The sequence below is a fragment of the Pseudomonas sp. WS 5503 genome, from assembly GCF_012985385.1.
Classification (GTDB): Bacteria; Pseudomonadota; Gammaproteobacteria; order Pseudomonadales; family Pseudomonadaceae; genus Aquipseudomonas; species Aquipseudomonas paracarnis.
In genome coordinates, this window is the sequence record NZ_JAAQWI010000020.1 from 1 (window position 1) to 19,516 (window position 19,516).

Genomic DNA, 19,516 nt, shown 5'->3' on the forward strand with positions numbered 1-19,516 from the left:
TTCTTGACGACCATAGAGCATTGGAACCACCTGATCCCATCCCGAACTCAGCAGTGAAACGATGCATCGCCGATGGTAGTGTGGGGTTTCCCCATGTGAGAGTAGGTCATCGTCAAGATTAAATTCCAAAACCCCTGTCTGCTAACGCAGACAGGGGTTTTGTTTATGTAGAAGCTCATGAATTTCACCGGCACGTTGCCAACGCAACGGCCTGGTACACAGAATTTCTTGACGACCATAGAGCATTGGAACCACCTGATCCCATCCCGAACTCAGCAGTGAAACGATGCATCGCCGATGGTAGTGTGGGGTTTCCCCATGTGAGAGTAGGTCATCGTCAAGATTGAATTCCGAAACCCCTGTCTGCTAACGCAGACAGGGGTTTTGTCGTTTAGGGCGGCCCACCGCAGCAAATCTGCCTTACGGCTACCGCCTGTCGGTTTCCTACGTTAAAAGAAGATGCTTCTCACAAATTCCTAAGATTTGTCGAAGTTTGGCCGAAAGCCTGACGAGCCATGCGTGCACCGAAATAGAGCGACCGCAGAGTCCGCCTATCCCGTTACATGGAATGTTCCACTCGGCACGCTCACCCCCCTTTGGCAAAAGAAGTCGATGAAATGAATCTCAAGTTCAGTCATAAAATTCTGTTGGCCGCGTCAGGCGTCGTGGTTTTAGCCTTCGCGTTATTTACCCTCTACAACGACTACCTGCAGCGCAGCACCATCAGGCAAAACCTTACGTCGTCCATCCAGCAATCCGGCGAGCTCACCGCCAGCAGTGTGCAGAACTGGCTCAGTGGTCGCATCCTGGTCCTCGAGAACCTGGCGCAGAACGTTGCCCACCAGGGCAGCGCCGCCGACCTCCCAGGTTTGGTCGATCAGCCAGCATTCACCACCAATTTCCAGTTCACCTATGTAGGTCAAACCAATGGGGTATTCACACAGCGCCCTGACGCGAAGATGCCTGACGACTACGACCCCCGTCAGCGCCCTTGGTACAAGCAAGCAGTAGTGGCGGACAAAACCATGCTTACTCCGCCTTATATGGCGGCTGTGGGCGGTCAGATCGTGACAATTGCCATGCCGGTGAAAAAGAATGGCGAGTTGTTGGGTGTTGTCGGTGGTGACCTGAGCCTGCAGACACTGGTGAAGATCATCAACTCGGTAGACTTCGGTGGTATCGGCCATGCGTTCCTGGTCAGCGGTGATGGCCAGGTCATCGTCAGTCCGGACCAGGACCAAGTGATGAAGAATCTCAAGGACATCTATCCCGGCACCAACGTGCGCATTGAGAAGCTCAATCAGGACGTTGTCCTCAACGGTCAGGATCGCATCCTTTCCTTCACGCCTATCAGCGGCTTGCCTGGCGCTGACTGGTACATCGGCCTTTCGATCGACAAAGAAAAAGCCTATGCCCCGCTGGGCAAATTCCGTACTTCGGCCTTGATTGCGATGTTGATTGCCGTTGTGGCTATTGCGGTGCTCCTGAGCCTGTTGATTCAAGTACTGTTGCGCCCGTTGACCACCATGGGCGTGGCCATGCAGGACATTGCCCAAGGCGAAGGTGATTTGACCCGACGTCTCGACGTGACCAGCAAAGACGAGTTCGGCGAGGTCGGCAGCGCATTCAACCAGTTCGTCGAGCGAATTCACGCGTCGATTTCCGAGGTGTCTTCGGCAACGCGCCAGGTGCACGATTTGTCCCAGCGTGTGATGGCTTCATCCAATGCGTCGATCATCGGTTCTGACGAGCAGAGCGCGCGTACCAACAGCGTGGCCGCAGCCATCAACGAGCTAGGGGCCGCCACCCAGGAAATCGCGCGCAACGCTGCTGACGCGTCCCAGCATGCCAGTGGTGCCAGCGAACAAGCTGACGATGGTCGTAAAGTGGTGGAGCAAACCATTCAGGCGATGTCAGAGCTTTCGCAAAAGATCAGCCTGTCCTGCACTCAGATCGAAACCCTTAATGCCAGTACCGATAACATCGGACACATCCTGGATGTGATCAAAGGCATTTCCCAGCAAACCAACTTGCTCGCCCTAAACGCGGCGATCGAAGCGGCCCGTGCGGGCGAAGCAGGGCGTGGTTTTGCCGTCGTGGCGGATGAAGTGCGTAATTTGGCGCACCGTACCCAGGAGTCGGCAGAAGAAATCCACAAGATGATCACTTCGCTGCAAGTGGGTTCGCGCGAAGCCGTGACCACCATGAACGCCAGCCAGGCTTCCAGCGAAGAAAGCGTCGAAGTCGCCAACCAGGCAGGTGAGCGTCTGGTCAGCGTGACGCAACGTATCGTTGAGATCGATGGGATGAACCAATCCGTCGCGGCCGCCACTGAAGAGCAGACTGCAGTGGTTGAAACCCTCAATGTCGATATCAACCAGATCAACTTGCTGAACCAGCAGGGTGTGGCCAACCTCAACGAGACGCTCAAGGACTGCGATGCGCTGTCCCAGCAGGCCAGCCGACTGAAGCAATTGGTCGATAGCTTCAAGATCTGATCCTGACCGCATCGGAGCGAGGCCTCTCGCTCCGATCGCTTGGTCTCACGTCCAGGGTGCTATTCAGAGGAAGCTGATAGCGCGCAGATAGTCGCAGCCTTTGCGTAACAGCGCCTGGCTCTTGGGTGGATAGCACATGCCCATTTTTTCCACGCCCCACCGGGCATTGTCGTAACGGATCATCGACGTGTCACCGATGTCCTCGCCCAGTCCGTCCAGGTAAAAGCCCAGCACTCCGAACAACGCGTTATTGCGGCTCACTTTGCGCAGCGCCCGTTGCCAGTGTTCAATGCTTACTCGGTCAAAAGCGTGCCCAGCCTCGCTGAAGGCGTCGAGGTACTGGTCCCAACTCAAGGGCAGCGGGTTGTGCAGGTTGAACACGTTTCGCCCAGGGTCAAAGCGCACGCTGTGGTAGGCGATGAAACGCGCCAGGAAGTCCACCGGCATCAGATCGAAATTGGCGTCCAGACGCGGGACCATCCCTAATTGCAGAGACCCCTTGAGCATCAACATCAAGCGGTTTTTCTGTGGCTGGCAAACGCCGTTCTGGCTGTTGAAGCTGATATTTCCCGGCCGATGAATATTGACCCAGGCCCCTTGCTCGACTGCCCGTCCTAATAGCCGCTCGGCTACCCACTTGGAGAGGTTGTAGCCATTTTTCACATAGAGCGGCAGTGCGCGTCGGGCAGGCGCTTCAAGCACGGACCCGTCGACGTCCACGCTGCTGCAGGCTGACAGCGTCGAGATGAAATTGAGGACCTTCTTGCAATGGGTCTCGCAAAGACGCAGGCATTCCAGCACCGGCTCGACGTTGTCCTTGGCGAGTGAGGCGTAATCCATCACATGATTGACCTGCGCGGCGTTATGCACCAACACGCCGTAATGACGGGCGAGGTGCTCGTACACGTCGTCGGCCAAGCCCAGGCGAGGTTTACGAATATCGGCGGCGTATACCTGTACTCGGCTCAGGTCCAGATGTTCCAAGCGGTATTCGCGCAATGCCTGGGCGAACCTTGCCGCTGCCGAATGGCCGGGCAACTCGCGCACCAGGCACGCCACGTCCTGCGCCCCGCCAGCCAGCAGTGCCTGGACAATATGAACCCCGACAAAGCTGTTCGCGCCGGTGACGATGGCTTTGCGCGAGTCTCCCGCAAGGGTCTCGGGCAGCACCTCGACCTCCAGTGCTCGCGTCGCATCTTGTTCCATCTGGTTGGATGGTGTATCCGGCAGTGCACTGCCATCCATGAGTGCGGCCAATGTGCGGATGGTCGGCGTCTCAAAAAAGGGGCTCAGGCAGAAGCTGCGGCCAAACTGCTCGCGCAGGCGTAGCAACAGGGTCGACAACAGGATGGAGTGGCCACCGAGGTTGAAAAAACTCTCATCAATCGAGAGTTCGCCTGCGGGTAATCCCAGCAGCTCACCCCACACGTCAGCCAGTTGTGCCTGCAAAGGGTCTTGTATGCGACAGCGATCCATCCCGATGGGTATGGGTATTGGCATGGCCAGCAAGGCCTTGCGATCGATCTTGCCGTTATTCGAACGGGGCATGCATGCCAGTTCGCTCCAAGCGCTGGGCTGCATATGCACCGGCAACCACTGTCGAGCATGTTCCTTCAGGCTTGCCAGCGTAGCGCCAGATTCCGGCTGGGCGGCAAAGCCGATGACTCTGTGTGCCGTATCGATCACCACTGCCACTTGGCGAAACAAGCGACTATCGCGCAAGCACTGTTCAATATCCTGAGGCTGAACTCGAAACCCGCGGATCTTGACTTGCTCATCCCTGCGGCCGCCCAGTTCGATGCCCTCTTGCGTCCATTTTGCCAAGTCGCCGCTGCGATAAGCCTGTAGCACTTGGCCATTTGGCAGTGTCAGCGTCACGAACGGATTGTCGGCCCGCGAGAGTGTATTCGAATAACCCAGGCTTACTCCGGGACCGACAATGTACAAGTCGCCCATTACCTGTTCATCCACGGGCTGCAGGTTCTCGTCGAGAATCAGCACCTGGCTGTTAGCGATGGGGAGGCCGATATTGCGATGGCTGTCACCTCGTTGGAATACCCGATGGGTCGCCAACACAGTGGCCTCGGTCGGCCCATAGAGGTTATGCAACTGGCATTGACCGGCCAGTTGTTCGATCACGCAGGGCTCGCAGAAATCACCTCCGGTCAGTAAATGAGTCATGCCCAACGGCTGATCCAGCGGCAGGATGCTGAGCAGTGCCGGTGGCACAAACCCGTGAGTGACGCGTTGCTTGCGAATCAGCTCTACCAGTTGCTGAGGGTCGTGACGTTGGTCTGGGCTGGGCACAATCAACTCGGCGCCGGCGATCAATGCAGGGAAAATATCGATCAGTGAAGAATCGAAGCCCAGTGGCGAGAATTGCAGGACGCGACTGTGTTGATCCAACGCCACGCAACTGACGAGCCAGGCCGTGAAATGCGCCAGGTTGTATTGGCTCAGCAGTACCCCCTTGGGCTTGCCCGTCGTACCCGAGGTGAACAGTGCTACGCACGGCTCGTCGGCACGGGGGTGACGGTGCATCAGCGGTTGCGTCATGTCGGCGCTGTGCGCGGCCACCTGGCTCACATCAAGTGAAACGAAACGCTCTCGCAATGGGTGCTGGCCATTCTCCAGCAGCACACAGGCCTTGAGGCTGGTCAGCATGTAGTGCTGGCGTTGCTCCGGGTGGTCAGGCACCAGCGGCAAATACACGGCGCCACAGCCAAGCACCGCGAGAATACTGGCGTACAACTCGGCAGATTTCTCCAGGCATACGCCGACCACTTGTGGAGCCTCGGCATCCTCCAGCAAGGGAAGCAGGCGTTGTTGAATAGCCATGGCTTGTTGCTGGAGCTGCCGATAAGTCAGCGCATGACCGGCGATGTTCAGCACTGTTCGATGCGCGAAGGTATTGAGGCTGGCCTGCAGCCGTTCGATCATGGGCGTTCGGGCCGCGTGCAGTAAGGCAGGGTCCGCCGTGTGGTTGAACCGGTGCATGAAAGCCAAGGCATCCAGCGCTTGCAGGCCCTGTTCAGGCCAAGCGTTAGCAGCGGCCGTTGCCGAGAAATAAGCGGGGTCTCTTGAAAAACCGCAGACCAACAAAGCAGCCCACTCCACCACTGCATTCGTTGCCTGCTGACGCAACCGCTGCCCATTGCCGCTGGGTTCCTGGGCAACGTCGTGCACCGTCAGCAGGCGCCGCTCCCGGTCGTAGCAGCGTAACTGTAATGAGGGCAGCCCGTGTTCGCAGAGCGGGCCGATACCCACGCGCAAGCTTAACCATGGCGCACTGGCGGGCGAGGGCGGCAGCGGCTGACTCCCGTCTTCAATAACCAGATCCACAGACCCCGTTCCTGCCACATGCCCATATTGCTCCAGCTCCTGCCTGAGCGCCGCCAGAGCGTTACCGGTACCACGCCACTCGATCTGCAAGCGCCTCATGCCAACCTCCTCGATACGGGCAGGTAGTCGCGCAGGGCTCGTGCCACGCTGGGGGTTTGCAGTACGCCGCTGTGGTGCAGTAGGCCCATGATATTGGCCAGCAGCGGATGTTGGGGGGTGATGGGAAAGTCCAGCGCCTGGATTTCGTCGCGCAGTGCCCGGCGCGTATCGGCACTGATAGCCAAGTGTTCGATCAGTTGCAGATCGAAGTCTTTCTGTAGGTCGTTGGTCAGGTAGTGCGTCAGGAACACGGGCAGGGCTTGAGCAATGTGGTCGCGATCTTCAGAGCTTGCCGATTGCCAGTAGAGGCGCACCAACTGTGTCCAGAACCGCGCATGCCGCCCTTCATCAAACAGATGATCGGCCATCAGGCCGCGGACAGAGGATTTGACGCTGCCATCTTTGGAAAACGCTGCGACGTCATGGGTGACGGTGTTCTCAGCGATGGCGACGCCGATCAACTCTACGGCATCGTGCAAGTATGCCGGTACCTGTGCCTGGGCTGCCGGCAGCGCGCGGCCCAATTCAATTTGCCCGGGTAGATCGAGCGGTTGGATTCCGGTCATCTGCACGGCTTGCTGCAGGAAATCCAGCGCGACCAGCGCGTGGTAATCCTCGTCGACAACGACCGTCATCGCATCGTAGCGGCAGGCGAGCGGGAAGGGCAGGGAGAAGCGATTTTTAGCGATGCTGCGCGCGGTTTTGTCGACGATCTCGGTTTCGAAAATCACCACGTCATTGATGAATTTATAGAAGCTTTGCACCAGCACGAAGTCGCGCCATTGCGGGCAGTGCTTGAGAAAGGTTGCACTCAGCACCAGAGGCTGACGGCACAGGGGGAAGATGAGTTTGTCGTCGTCTTCCAACATCCGCCGGGGGCGTGTGCGGATGGTTGCGCGACGCTCCCAGTCATCGGCAAAGGATTGGTAATGAGCGGCGTTCACGGACGTACCTCTTGCATCGAGGCCAGTACGTCGTCCCAGAGGGTAATACGACTCTGCACGGCGCCCAGGGCGGCGTTATCGGCCTGTTGCTGACGACTGGGGTCTGCGTCGATCAGGCGCTGTAGCAACTGTTGCGCCGCAGGCTCGTGATCATCGCTGTCTATTTCGATATGGCGGCTGAGGTAGTGACATAGCGTAGGGGCCTGCCGACCTATGAAAGCATGGCTATGCAAAAGCCTTTCGAACATTGACGGAATCACACACTCTCGGCCATGCAGGAACGCCGCCGCCACACAGTGGGTCGGAGCGCTCAGGGCAATTTGTAAGGTGCTGTCGACGAAGCGGACCACGCCCTGGGGCGCATCGATCATCTGCAAGGCTGCGCTTACCTCCACTCCCTGGCTTTGCAGGTCGATAAAGCGAGTGATTGCGACCGTGCTGGCGCCCACTTCCGTCATTGCGTCCAGGTACAGCTCGAAGTGGCTGCAATAGCCCCGCGTCGGGTGCTCGTCCGACTCTTCCGCCAGCACGATTTCATTAATCAGGCGGGCAGCGTGCGGGTCAGTGGAGGGGAGCCAGGGCAACTGCATGCAAGTGAGGTCCTGTTGCAGGCGTTTGGTCAGGCTCATGAAATCCCAGACAGCAAATACATGGTGTTTCATGAAGTGTTGTAACTTGCCGAGGCTGGTTATTTCTATAAATAACGGATGATCAAAAAGTTGTCGTTTTTTTTGCGCGAGTGAATGTGGGTGCATGGTTGACGCCTATGAGTTGTTGCGAGTGCTCTAAAAGCAGTGTTGAAATTTTATAGTTGTGAGTGCGAGAGTAACTTGAGCGCGCCCACGCGCACGGCGAGGCCCTTGCACTAGGCAGACGCAGTGGATGGAAAGGTGTGTCTTGCTGGGAAGATAATAAGCTGGTTGAATGTTTGAACCGGTATACAAATGTATTAGATGTTTTTCCCGATATTTATGTGTGTGGTGATTGCCCAGCTATACGTGGGATTTTGCTGCGCACTGAGTCGGCTCTAATTATGATTTGGTTCTTTGTTTTTTCTGATGGAGCAACAATCCCTTATAAGAAAGTTGCTACATCACCTAAGGATCAAGGGCAAAAGCGAAAAAACCTACTGAGTGGGGTTTTTTTCGGCGCTCTCAAGGCCGCTGAGGTAGGTCGCGATCACCTCCATGCCTCGCATCAAGTGGTTACGCAGCGTCAGGATGCTCTCCTCGACCTTCTTCTGCGCTACCAGGCTCAGCAGTTCGCGGTGATCCTCCTGGGAAGTCTCCCCCAGCCCCATCGCCTCAAGGTTGAAGCGCAGGAAGCGCTCCTCCTCATTCAATCCGTGTTCGACCAAAGTGAGCAGCCGCTGGTTGGGCGCCTTGCCGTACAACACCATGTGAAACAGGCGATTGAGCCGACCAATCTCGGTGTAGTCTTTCTCGCTTTCCAGTGCGTTGATACAGGCCTCAGCTTGAGCAAGGTCCGCGTCGGTGAGCAACGGAATCGACAGGCGCAGGGCCTCGGACTCCAGCAACATGCGCAGGGCATAGGTCTCGGCCGAATTGTCCTCGATCAAGGGAGCAACGACGGCACCCTTGTGAGTCACCACATGCAACAAGGATTGCGCCTCCAGCTGGCGCAACGCTTCGCGTACCGGCATGCGACTGACGCCGAACAGGCTGGCCAGTTCTTGCTGGCGCATGGCGGTGCCACAGGGCAATCGCCCATCAAGGATGGCATTACGCAACGTTTCTTCGATAACGGAGCGCGCAAGATGGGCGGGAATAGGCCCGCTGATTTTGATGCTGCTTAATGGGTTCGGCTTCTGCGTCACGGTTGCGCTATCCTCCTTTCTTGAATAATAGTCTGGCTAATTGGATCCAAAGAACACTAAAGATGGGCCAGGTGCTTGTCAAATAGCCAAAGTTTCCGTTTGTAAGGGCTTACACAGCATACTTTGTGTCTCTCACAAGGGCGGTTATAAAAACGCCGCCTCCTGCGATGATTGCACTGTGCCATTGTTTTTTGTAGGGCCAGGCTTCACCATCCCTGGAAATTCCGTCTCTTTCACGGACTGAACATTTTGGCGGTAAGTTTTAATCCCTATCGACTGCTTTGCTGGCTTTTATCAGCAACTTTACTGGCCGGCCTGATGCTCGGCGGGCTGCGTGCCGATTGGGATTTCTCGCAAATCAGCCGCAAGGCTACCGCCGTCTACGGGCCTTTGGGTCAAGGCCAGCAGCGTATCGACGCCTGGCAGCGGTTATTGGTGAGCGAAAAACAGGTCAGCGAGCAGGAGCAGCTCAAGGTCGTCAATTTGTTCTTCAACAAGCAAATGACCTACGTGGAAGACATCGATCTCTGGCACGTTGTGGATTACTGGGAGACGCCCGTCGAGGCACTCTGGAAAGGTGCTGGTGACTGTGAAGACTACGCCATCGCAAAATATTTCAGTTTGCGTCACCTGGGCGTGTCCAGCGACAAATTGCGCATTACCTACGTCAAGGCCCTGCGGCAGAATCGGGCGCACATGGTCCTGACTTATTATTCGAGCCCCGACGCCGTCCCACTGGTGCTCGACAGCCTGATGGATGAGATCCTGCCGGCTACCCGTCGCACCGACCTGGTCCCGGTGTACTCATTCAACGCCGAGGGGTTGTACTTGCCTGGTGCCAAAGGCAACAAAAAAGTCGGTGATACCAAACGCTTGTCGCGCTGGCAGGATGTGTTGAGAAAAATGCGTGCGGAAGGCTTCCCAGCCGAGCCTGCCAACTAGGAGTAACTGATCGGATGTCTCTGTTCAAACAGCTATTGATCGCAATCTGTCTGTTCCTGGTGGTCGCCTTCAGCGGCAGCTTCATGGTCAGCCTGGAAAGCTCGCGCACCCAATACGTCAACCAATTGCGCTCCCACGCCCAGGATGCCGCGACGGCATTGGCGCTGTCGCTCACCCCGAATATCGATGACCCAGCCATGGTGGAGCTGTTGGTCAGCTCGATCTTCGACAGCGGTTACTATGCCAGCATCCGCGTCGTGGACCTGGCCACCGACAAAACCATCGTCGAGCGCAGCGGTATTCCCGACAACAACGGCGTGCCCAACTGGTTCGTCAAGCTGATCGGACTGGAGCCGGCGGGCGGTGATGCCCTGGTCAGCCGTGGCTGGGAACAGGCCGCACGGGTAGAAGTGGTCAGCCATCCGATGTTCGCCCTGGCCAAGCTCTGGCAAAGCGCCCTGGGTAGCCTGGGCTGGTTGCTCTTGTGCGGTGCGGTCAGCGTGGTGCTCGGTGGGCTGTTGCTGCGCCGGCAATTGAAGCCGTTGGACTATATGGTCAAACAGTCCCACGCCATTGCCCGCCGTGAGTTCCTCAGCCTGCCTGACTTGCCCCGCACGCCTGAACTGCGGCGGGTGGTGCAGGCCATGAATCAGATGGTGGAAAAGCTCAAGGCGCTGTTCCAGGAGCAGGCCGAGCGTAGCGAAAAACTGCGCACCGAATCCTATCAGGACAACCTCACCGGCCTCGCCAACCGCCGTTATTTCGAGATGCAGCTCAACGCCCGCGTCAGTAACCCGGAAGAGACCAACTCCGGCTACCTTCTGCTGCTGCGGGTCAAGGACCTGGCCGGCCTCAACCAGCGCCTGGGTGGCCAGCGCACCGACCAGTTACTGCAAGCGGTTGGCGAACAACTACTGCGCCAGTGCGCGCCGTACCCGGAAACCCATAACCTCGTCACCCGTATTCGTGGCGGTGAGTTCGCCGTGCTGGCGCCGGGGTTGATGCGTGAAGAAGCGATGCAGCTGGCGCAAAACCTGGAAAGCACTTTGCTCAGCCTGCAAGCGACCGGCGCCAGTGACGTTACGCCGGTCGCCTATATCGGCCTGGCGCCGTTCAGCCATGGCGACGCGCCCCAAGCCCTGCTGACCCTGGCCGACCAGGCCCTGGCCCAGGCCCAAGCGCAGGGCGACACCAGTTGGGTGTGCCTGGACCGCAGCGCCGCCGCCAGCGTGGGAGACGATCACCATGCCTGGCACACCTTGTTGGACCAGGCCCTGACCCAGCAGCGCTTCCAGCTGTACTTCCAGCCGGTTGTCGCCAGCCAGGACCCACAATTGGTCTTGCATTACAAAGTACTGTCGCGCTTGCAGGACGAAGACGGCCACACCATACCGGCCGGGCGCTTCCTGCCGTGGCTTGAGCGCTTTGGTTGGTCCGCCCGCCTGGACCGCCTGATGCTGGAGCAGGTGCTCAAGCAGATGGCCAGCCACACCGAGAACCTGGCGCTGAATCTTTCGGCCGCAACCTTGCAAGATACCCAGGCCCTGAACCGCGTTTATGACCTGCTACGCCAGCACAGCAACCTGGGCCCGCGCCTCACCCTGGAGATTGGTGAGGAGCAACTGCCTGAGCAGCCCGTGCTGGAACAGATGACCCAGCGCCTGCGCGAACTGGGCTTCTCCCTCAGCCTGCAACGTTTCGGTGGGCGGTTCAGCATCATCGGCAACCTGGCGCGCCTGGGCTTGGCGTACCTGAAGATCGACGGCAGCTACATTCGCGCCATCGACCAGGAAAGCGACAAGCGCTTGTTTATCGAGGCCATCCAGCGAGCGGCCCATAGCATCGACCTGCCGTTGATTGCCGAACGTGTAGAGACCGAGGGCGAACTGAAGGTGATTCGTGAGATGGGGATTTTCGGCGTGCAGGGCCAACTGTTTGGCGAGCCCGCCCCCTGGAAATAATTCACCTGTAGGAGCGAGCTTGCTCGCGAAGATCGTCAACGATAACGCGCAAAGCCTGACCCCCCGTGGCGATTTCAGTTTTTTCGCGAGCAAGCTCGCTCCTACAGCGGTAGGAGCGGTTGGATTAAATCAATCCTTTCTCGTCATCATCGATCAACTGGCTCAACCCACCCAACGCTTCCCTCGCCTGGTTACGGTCCATCAACTTGGCCTGGGCTGCCGGCGGCAGGTCGGTCACACTGATCACCCCCTTGCGGGTCAGCACCTGGATCAAGTCATCCAGCACCCGAATCATCTCCAAGTCGCTCTGCTTGAGCTGGGCCAGGCTGGTTTCCACCACTTCGTTGGCGTACCAGGCCTGTATCTCATGATGATCGGCCGGCAGGGTTTCAGTGGATTCGGTAAAGGCAGCAGCCTCTACGCGAACCAGCGCGCCCTGTGCATCACGTTGCACGTAAAACATAACAACCCCTCGAAAATGCGCCACAGGCGTTCAACAGCATAGGTCAACGCTGCGTGTATGGGCGTGAGTATGCGATGCGCCGTCCGCCAGGGCCAGCGACCCGTAGGCCAAAAAATCGGCCGCCTGGAAGGGCGGCCGATCAATCGCGTCTTAGGTGTGATCGATCTTGATGGTCGGGTCGGCACCACTGATCAGCGAGTTGATGCTGGTGTGGGACCAATCGTTGCCTTCCAGTTTGATCGTCACATCAGCATTGGCCAGGCCACCGGCGGCGTTGAGCTTGCCTTCACTGCTCACTTGCAGGGTCGACACACCTTCTACCGTGGTGATCTTGAGGTAATTGTCGATGGTGCTGTCGGTTTCACCTTTCAACAAATCGCGCAGGTCAATGCGGTCGCCTTCGGACGCCTTGAAGTCCTTGATCACATCGTTGCCGATGTCGCCCGCCTTCCACACGAAGGTGTCGGCCCCCGAGCCACCGATCAGGATGTCGTTGCCCTGGCCGCCAATCAACGTGTCGTTACCCGTGCCACCCAGCAGGATGTCATTGCCTTTGCCGCCGTCCAGAAGGTCGTTGCCGCCCTGGCCGAACAGGATGTCATCGCCAGCCCCGCCCAACAGTGTATCGCCGGCATCTTTGGCGCCGGAGACGTCGAAGTCCACATAGTGCTCGGTGACGTACTGGTGAACGTTAGAGGCAGTCACTGCCGAGACAGCCACGCCGGTCTTCTGTGCGACAAAGGCCTGCAGCGCGTTGTAACCCTCGCCATTGATCCCGCTGAAGCTCACCAGGTCGCCGAAGAGGATGTCGTTGCCGTCGCCACCGCTGACGGTGTCCGCGCCCGGCAACGTCGCCTCTGTGTGGCCAAGGATAGCGTTGGCCAGGTCCTTCGGATCGATGTTGGCCTGTGGCTTGCCATCGCTGTCGTACGGTGCCAACTGATTCAGGCTGACCCCACTGTTGAGGCCGATGGCTTCTACGCCACCTGTGGACAGACCTTTAAGCAGTGCGAACGCGCTGTTGGAGTTGAGGGTGGTGGAGTAGTCGGTATCGTAGCCGAGGCCGCCTTGCACCGATATTTCATAGGTGCCATCCCCTTGGGCGTGGATGATTCCCTTGTTGTACCCCCAGCCGTAAGACCAGAGGGTTACCTTGCCGGCAGAGTTGATATCAAGGTAGTTATTCGAATCGATGTTGATCCGGGTGGCGGTACCTATGGTGTAGTTGTTCATGGTGACGACATCATCGAGCCTGACGTTGCCGTACAAGTATGGGTTGGTCTGCTCGGACGCTTGGTAAAACGTCGGCTGACCATCGGTGATGAAGTACGTTGTATTGATAGCGCCAGTGTTGCCAGTCGCCTGGGCACTCTTGAAGAAGTTGGCCGCGGCCTTGAACACGTCTTCGTAGTTGGTCCCGCCGGTAGACACCATGGAATCCAGGACTTTCTGCAGCGAGTCCAATGCACCTGGGTCTTTCAGGTTGACTGTCACCGTGCGATTGACCTGGTCGCTGAAATCCGCCAGGAAGATATTCACAGTGCCAGAAGTGCTGGCGCCGATACTGTTTTTCAGCGAGTTGAACGTGGTGGTCAGCGAGGTTTTTGCCGCTGCTATCGAGTCCGCACCCATACTGCCCGATGTATCGATCATGAACGCGATGTTGTAGTTCTTGCCCTGCACCACGTTCAAGCCGGCGACGTCGGCCACGACAATGTCGTTGCCATCGCTGCCATTGATGGTGTCGCTGCCCGAGGTGCCGGTGACCGAATTGTAGGTCGCTGGATGCACCGTGACGGGCAATTGCGCGGTGGTGGTCGCTGAACCGCCGATGCTCTCGGTGGAAGTCGAAGTGACCGTCAGGTTGAACTGGCCGCTGTAGTAGGTCGGCGGCTTGATGGTCAGGGTGTTCAGGTCCCAGCCGGTGACATTCACTTCGCCCACGGTTTTACCCGCAGTAAAGGTGTGCCCAGACGCGTCGGTCAGTACCGAGCCTGCCGGGATGCCGCTGATCTTCACGCTCAGGGTTTCGGAGCCGTCGGTGTCGGTCAGCGCGGTGGTGACCTTGGACAATTTGACCGTGCCGTTTTCCTGGCCTTCGTTGAGCTTGTAGCCCACGTAGTAACCGTCACCGTTGCTGCCATGCAGGTCGGATACGGTGACGCCGGCGTTGGTCAGGTCGGTAAGGCCGGTGTACAACGGCACGGTGCTGGTGCTCAGGTTCTGCACCGCCCCGCCGTTGACCGACAGGTTAACGTCAAAGCTGCCAGGCCCCGCTTGGTTGGCCTGGTAGATCTCAAGGCTGTAGTAACCGGTGGTGGTTGGCGTGAACGTGCCGCTGAACTTGCCGCTGTTGGTACCCCACAAACCGCTCGCAACGTCTTTACCGCCAACGTTGACCACCACGCTGTCATCGGCGATACCGCTGAAGGTGTAGCTCTTGCCCGCTTCCATGTAGATCAGGCCGGAGATCTTGGAACCAGAGCCAGCGGCCACGTTGTCGACGGACTCGACGTTGGTCACCACAGAGGTGCTGTTGGGTGTGCCCGCGTTATCGATGGCTTTTTTCAGCACGTCCGGTGCAGCACCGTTGCCGTTGTTGCCGAGGCCGGCGATGCTGTTCCAGCCCTGTTTGACCAGGCCGGTCGAGGCAACGCTGTTGTCGGCCACGCTCAGGGTCGGTGCGTCGGCCACTGGGGTGATATCGACTTTCACCGTAGCGCTGGTGCCCAGGTCCTTGCCATCGGTTGGCTGGAACTTGAACTGCGCGTAATCCGCCTGCTTGTTACCCACGCCAGTGCCGCCGTAACCGTCGGCGCCGGACTCGTTGGCGTTCGGCATAAAGCGCAGTTGGCCGCCATCGATCTGAGCCTTGGTAAAGGTCTGGCCGCTGGTCACGTTGGTCCAGGTGCTGCCGTCCGCCGCCAGATACTGCAGCTTGCCGGCTACCGGCAGCTCGGTGATTTTCACCCCGAGGCTGGCTTGTGGCGAGTCCACATCGCTCACGCCGAAGTTGGCCCAGGTCAGGGCCAGCGCCGTGTCTTCCGTACCGGTCACAGCACCGCCAGTGGCCACTGGTGCATCGTTGACCGCTACCACGTTGACGGTGGTGGTGGCCACGTTGGAGTAGTTGCCGCCATCGGTCACCGTCACGGTGATGGTGCGCGGTGTGGTGCTCGGGTCGTGGCTGTTGTTGGTGAACGTGATGTTCTGGATACGTTGCATGTAGTCAGCCAGCGTTGCGCTGCCGGACAACGTCAGGGTAATAGTGCCCGTCTGGTTGTTGGTGCTGACGCTGATGCCATTCACGCTATTGCCCAGGTTCAGGGCATCACCGGCCTGTGCGTTGGTCAGCGTGACCGTCGCGCCCGTCAGCAGTGTGCTGTCTGGGTCAGTGATCTTGATATCCGTATCGGCGATCGACACGCCCGGCCCGGCGGTACCCTCGGTAAATGTCGTCTTGTAATCGGCACCCGTGGCGCCGCTGGAGTTGTTGGCATCCAGGTCGATCACCGGCGGCGCATCGTTGTCGAGGATGTTGGTGGTGACGGTGCCTTTGTCGATCACCAGGTTCTCGAAGTTGCCTCCGGTGACCTTGTCGATGGTGATAACGATCTGTTCCGTAGGCTCGGTGATCTTGTCGTCGAGCGTGCGGATATCAAACGGCACGCTGCTGGAGCCTGCCGGGATCTTCACGGTGTACACGCCGGTGAAGTCCGAACCGTCAGTGGCGGTGCCGCTGTATTTGAGCGTCACGGTTACGTCGGTTTGCGGCGGGTTGGTCAAGGTCAGGGTGTAGTGGGCTGTGCCACCTTCAGTGACCGAGCCGTCGCCCGTTATGCTGATTTTGGTATCCGTCACTACATCCGTGACCTTGGTGACCGCGGGGCTGGCGTCAACAATCAGATGCTCGTACTTGTCGCCACCGCTGACCACGCCGGTGATCTTGGCGCTGACATCATTGGCGCCGACATAGGCATCGTTCGGTGCGGTAGCTGTCGTGAAGCTGGTGGACTTGCCACTGCCGATGGTGATGGTCGAACCGTTATCCAGCCTTACCACCAAGTCGGAGCCCACGTTGTTCACGGCCGCGCCGTTCTTGTCGACCAGGGACGCGGTGTAGACGATCTGCCCGCCTTCGCTGACCGAACCGGTGGCCTTGAGTACCACGGTCACGTCATCGATGGTGTCGTTGATGGTGGTCGTGGCGCCCGCAGGTGTGATGGTCACACCCTCGAAATTGCCGCCGGTGGTGCCGGTGATCTTGACGGTCTGGGTGCTCTTGTCGATGAACACGTCATCGGTAGGCGCCGGGACGGTCACCGTGCCCACGGTCTCACCTTGCTTGATGGTGATGCTCGAACCGTTGTCGAGCTGGACCAGCATGTCGCTGCCGGCCTTGTTGCTCAAGGTGGCGGTGTAGGTGATCTGGCCGCCTTCGTTGACCGCGGTCGGGGCAGTCAAGGTGACGGTGGTCAGGTCGGTGGAGCCTGGTGTGTCGGTGACGGTGGTGTTCACCGCCGTCGTGCCCGGCACGAGGTTCTCGAAATGCTCGCCACCGGTCACGCCTTTGATGGCGGTGGTGACGGTTTGGTCGCCTTTGTAGACGTCGTTTGGCGCTACGGTGGTGATGGAACCGCTCGACTGATTCACACCGATGGTGATGGTTTTGCCATTGTCCAAGGTGACGGTCAGCGGATTGGTGATGTTGGTCACCGCTGCGCCGTTTTTATCCACAAGGCTGGCGGTGTAGACGATGTTGCCGCCTTCGCCAACGGTGGTGGTGGCGGTCAGAACTACATCCACCTTGTCGATGGTGTCGTTGATCGTGGTGGTTGCGCCGTTGCCTGCCACTTCCAGTTTTTCGAAGTTGCCGCCGGAAGCGTCGGTGATCTTGACGGTCTGAGTGCTCTTGTCGATGAACACGTCATCGGTAGGCGCAGGCACAGTTACGGTGCCCACGGTCTCGCCAGCCTTGATTGTGATCGACGAGCCGTTGTCCAACTTCAGCGTGACGTCGGTCCCCGCCTTGTTGGACAGCGTGGCGGTGTACGTGATCTGGCCACCTTCGTTAACAGCGTTAGGCGCTGTCAGCGTCACAGTAGTGGTGTTGTCGGTACCCGGAGTGTCCGTAACGGTGGTGTTCACCGCGGTAGTGCCAGGGACCAGATTCTCGAAATGCTCGCCGCCGGTCACGCCTTTGATAGCAGTGGTGACGGTCTGGTCGCCCTTGTACACGTCATCAGGAGCAAGAACCGAAACGCTACCGCTCGATTGGTTTACGCCGATGGTGATGGTTTTGCCGTTATCCAAAGTGACGGTCAGCGGGTTGGTGATGTTAGTCACCGGTGCGCCATTTTTATCCACAAGGCTGGCCGTGTAGACGATGTTGCCGCCTTCACCCACGGTAGTGGTAGCAGTTAGAACTACATCCACCTTGTCGATGGTGTCGTTGATCGTGGTGGTTGCGCCGTTACCTGCGACTTCGAGTTTTTCGAAGTTGCCGCCGGAAGCGTCAGTAATCTTGACGGTCTGGCTGCTCTTGTCGATGAACACGTCATCGCTAGGAGCGGGCACGGTCACAGTGCCAACAGTGTCGCCAGCCTTAATGGTGATGCTTGAACCATTGTCGAGTTTCAGCGTGACGTCGGTGCCGGCCTTGTTGCTCAAGGTCGCGGTATAGGTGATCTGACCACCTTCGTTTGCTTCGGATGGAGCGGTCAGCGTCACCGTGGTGGTGTTATCGGTACCCGGTGTGTCCGTAACGGTGGTGTTCACCGCTGTAGTACCCGGCACCAGGTTTTCAAAGTGCTCGCCACCAGTGACGCCTTTGATAGCAGTGGTGACGGTTTGATCGCCCTTATACACGTCATCAGGAGCAATAACCGAAACGCTACCGCTCGATTGGTTTACGCCGATGGTGATGGTTTTGCCGTTATCGAGGGTGACGGTCAACGGGTTGGTGATGTTGGTCACCGGCGCGCCGTTCTTATCCACAAGGCTGGCGGTGTAAACGATGTTGCCGCCTTCGCCAACGGTGGTGGTGGCGGTCAGGACCACATCGACTTTGTCGATGGTGTCGTTGATCGTGGTGGTGGCGCCGTTGCCTGCAACTTCCAGTTTTTCGAAGTTGCCGCCGGAAGCGTCAGTGATTTTGACGGTCTGCGTGCTCTTATCGATAAACACGTCATCGGTCGGCGCAGGCACGGTTACGGTACCAACAGTTTCGCCAGCCTTGATGGTGATGCTTGAACCGTTGTCGAGTTTCAGCGTGACGTCGGTCCCCGCCTTGTTGGACAGCGTGGCGGTGTACGTAATCTGTCCACCTTCGTTAACAGCGTTAGGCGCTGTCAGCGTCACAGTAGTGGTGTTGTCGGTACCCGGAGTGTCCGTAACGGTGGTGTTCACCGCGGTAGTGCCAGGGACCAGATTCTCGAAATGCTCGCCGCCGGTCACGCCTTTGATAGCAGTGGTGACGGTCTGGTCGCCCTTGTACACGTCATCAGGAGCAACAACCGAAACGCTACCGCTCGATTGGTTTACGCCGATGGTGATGGTTTTGCCGTTATCCAGGGTCACGGTCAGCGGATTGGTGATGTTGGTCACCGCTGCGCCGTTTTTATCCACAAGGCTGGCGGTGTAGACGATATTGCCGCCTTCGCCAACGGTGGTGGTCGCGGTCAGGACTACATCGACCTTGTCGATGGTGTCGTTGATCGTGGTGGTTGCGCCGTTGCCTGCGACTTCTAACTTCTCGAAGTTGCCGCCGGAAGCGTCGGTGATCTTGACGGTCTGAGTGCTCTTGTCGATGAACACGTCATCGGTAGGCGCAGGCACAGTTACGGTGCCCACGGTCTCGCCAGCCTTGATTGTGATCGACGAGCCGTTATCCAGCTTCAGGGTGACGTCAGTGCCCGCTTTGTTGGACAGCGTGGCGGTGTACGTGATCTGGCCACCTTCGTTAACAGCACTTGGCGCAGTCAAGGTGACAGTCGTGGTGTTGTCGGTACCCGGTGTATCGGTAACGGTCGTGTTCACCGCGGTAGTGCCCGGCACCAGGTTCTCGAAATGCTCGCCGCCGGTCACGCCTTTGATAGCGGTGGTGACAGTTTGATCGCCTTTGTACACATCATCCGGCGCGATGGTTGTAATAGAGCCACTCGACTGATTCACACCAATGGTGATGGTCTTGCCGTTGTCCAAGGTAACGGTCAACGGGTTGGTGATGTTGGTCACCGGTGCGCCGTTTTTATCCACAAGACTGGCGGTGTAGACGATATTGCCGCCTTCGCCGACGGTAGTTGTAGCAGTTAGAACTACATCCACCTTGTCGATGGTGTCGTTGATCGTGGTGGTTGCGCCGTTACCTGCGACTTCGAGTTTTTCGAAGTTGCCGCCGGAAGCGTCAGTAATCTTGACGGTCTGGCTGC

The 19,516-nt window shown here is 58.3% G+C and carries 9 protein-coding genes and 2 rRNA genes; 5 read left to right on the top strand and 6 right to left on the bottom strand.

Annotated features, from left to right (window positions below; translation table 11 throughout):
• The first annotated feature begins 2 nt into the window (after positions 1 to 2).
• The 3 genes from rrf (HBO10_RS30835) to HBO10_RS30845 all read left to right on the top strand — a co-directional run bounded on the left by rrf (HBO10_RS30835) (position 3) and on the right by HBO10_RS30845 (position 2,498).
• Positions 3 to 118, top strand: a 5S ribosomal RNA gene (rrf, locus tag HBO10_RS30835).
• Positions 119 to 227: 109 nt separating this feature from the next.
• Positions 228 to 343 (top strand): 5S ribosomal RNA (gene rrf / locus HBO10_RS30840).
• A 274-nt stretch (positions 344 to 617) separates the two neighbouring features.
• Positions 618 to 2,498 carry a methyl-accepting chemotaxis protein gene (locus HBO10_RS30845; protein WP_034125396.1) on the top strand — a complete coding sequence of 627 codons (1,881 nt, stop codon included), beginning with the start codon at positions 618 to 620 and terminating at the stop codon, positions 2,496 to 2,498.
• A 63-nt stretch (positions 2,499 to 2,561) separates the two neighbouring features.
• On the opposite strand, the gene HBO10_RS30850 is transcribed toward HBO10_RS30845, so the two are convergent.
• The 4 genes from HBO10_RS30850 to HBO10_RS30865 form a co-directional block, all read right to left on the bottom strand.
• Positions 2,562 to 5,939: an amino acid adenylation domain-containing protein gene (locus HBO10_RS30850; protein WP_034125397.1), complete on the bottom strand. Its 3,378-nt coding sequence runs from the start codon at positions 5,937 to 5,939 to the stop codon at positions 2,562 to 2,564.
• Positions 5,936 to 6,883 (bottom strand): diiron oxygenase, encoded by a 948-nt coding sequence (locus HBO10_RS30855; RefSeq protein WP_034125398.1) that lies wholly within the window; start codon positions 6,881 to 6,883, stop codon positions 5,936 to 5,938. Before HBO10_RS30855 ends, HBO10_RS30850 begins: the two co-directional genes overlap by 4 nt.
• Complete coding sequence (locus HBO10_RS30860; RefSeq protein ID WP_034125399.1) at positions 6,880 to 7,638, bottom strand: DUF3050 domain-containing protein; 759 nt, start codon at positions 7,636 to 7,638, stop codon at positions 6,880 to 6,882. The genes HBO10_RS30855 and HBO10_RS30860 overlap by 4 nt, the downstream gene beginning before the upstream one ends.
• A 371-nt stretch (positions 7,639 to 8,009) precedes the next feature.
• Positions 8,010 to 8,720: a GntR family transcriptional regulator gene (locus tag HBO10_RS30865; protein WP_034125400.1), complete on the bottom strand. Its 711-nt coding sequence runs from the start codon at positions 8,718 to 8,720 to the stop codon at positions 8,010 to 8,012.
• Between the two features lie 249 nt (positions 8,721 to 8,969).
• Here HBO10_RS30865 and lapG point away from each other — a divergent pair, with 249 nt between their 5' ends.
• Both lapG and lapD read left to right on the top strand, forming a co-directional pair.
• The gene (lapG, locus tag HBO10_RS30870; RefSeq protein WP_034125401.1) at positions 8,970 to 9,662 is read left to right on the top strand and encodes a cysteine protease LapG; all 693 of its coding nucleotides are present in this window, start codon (positions 8,970 to 8,972) and stop codon (positions 9,660 to 9,662) included.
• Between the two features lie 14 nt (positions 9,663 to 9,676).
• Complete coding sequence (gene lapD, locus HBO10_RS30875) at positions 9,677 to 11,623, top strand: cyclic di-GMP receptor LapD (protein WP_034125402.1); 1,947 nt, start codon at positions 9,677 to 9,679, stop codon at positions 11,621 to 11,623.
• A gap of 124 nt (positions 11,624 to 11,747) precedes the next feature.
• Here lapD and HBO10_RS30880 read toward each other — a convergent pair whose 3' ends face one another.
• Positions 11,748 to 12,086, bottom strand: a complete 339-nt coding sequence (locus HBO10_RS30880) for a hypothetical protein (protein ID WP_003187438.1) — start codon at positions 12,084 to 12,086, stop codon at positions 11,748 to 11,750.
• Positions 12,087 to 12,236: 150 nt separating this feature from the next.
• The coding region (locus HBO10_RS30885) for an immunoglobulin-like domain-containing protein (RefSeq protein ID WP_262378145.1) at positions 12,237 to 19,516 on the bottom strand (7,280 nt) is incomplete at its 5' end.

Bases quoted from the DNA above. Each gene is read 5' to 3' on its own strand.
- HBO10_RS30860 (WP_034125399.1), bottom strand. From the start codon at position 7,638: ATGCACCCACATTCACTCGCGCAAAAAAAACGACAACTTTTTGATCAT.
- lapD (WP_034125402.1), top strand. From the start codon at position 9,677: ATGTCTCTGTTCAAACAGCTATTGATCGCAATCTGTCTGTTCCTGGTG.
- HBO10_RS30880 (WP_003187438.1), bottom strand. From the start codon at position 12,086: ATGTTTTACGTGCAACGTGATGCACAGGGCGCGCTGGTTCGCGTAGAG.
- HBO10_RS30850 (WP_034125397.1), bottom strand. From the start codon at position 5,939: ATGAGGCGCTTGCAGATCGAGTGGCGTGGTACCGGTAACGCTCTGGCG.
- HBO10_RS30845 (WP_034125396.1), top strand. From the start codon at position 618: ATGAATCTCAAGTTCAGTCATAAAATTCTGTTGGCCGCGTCAGGCGTC.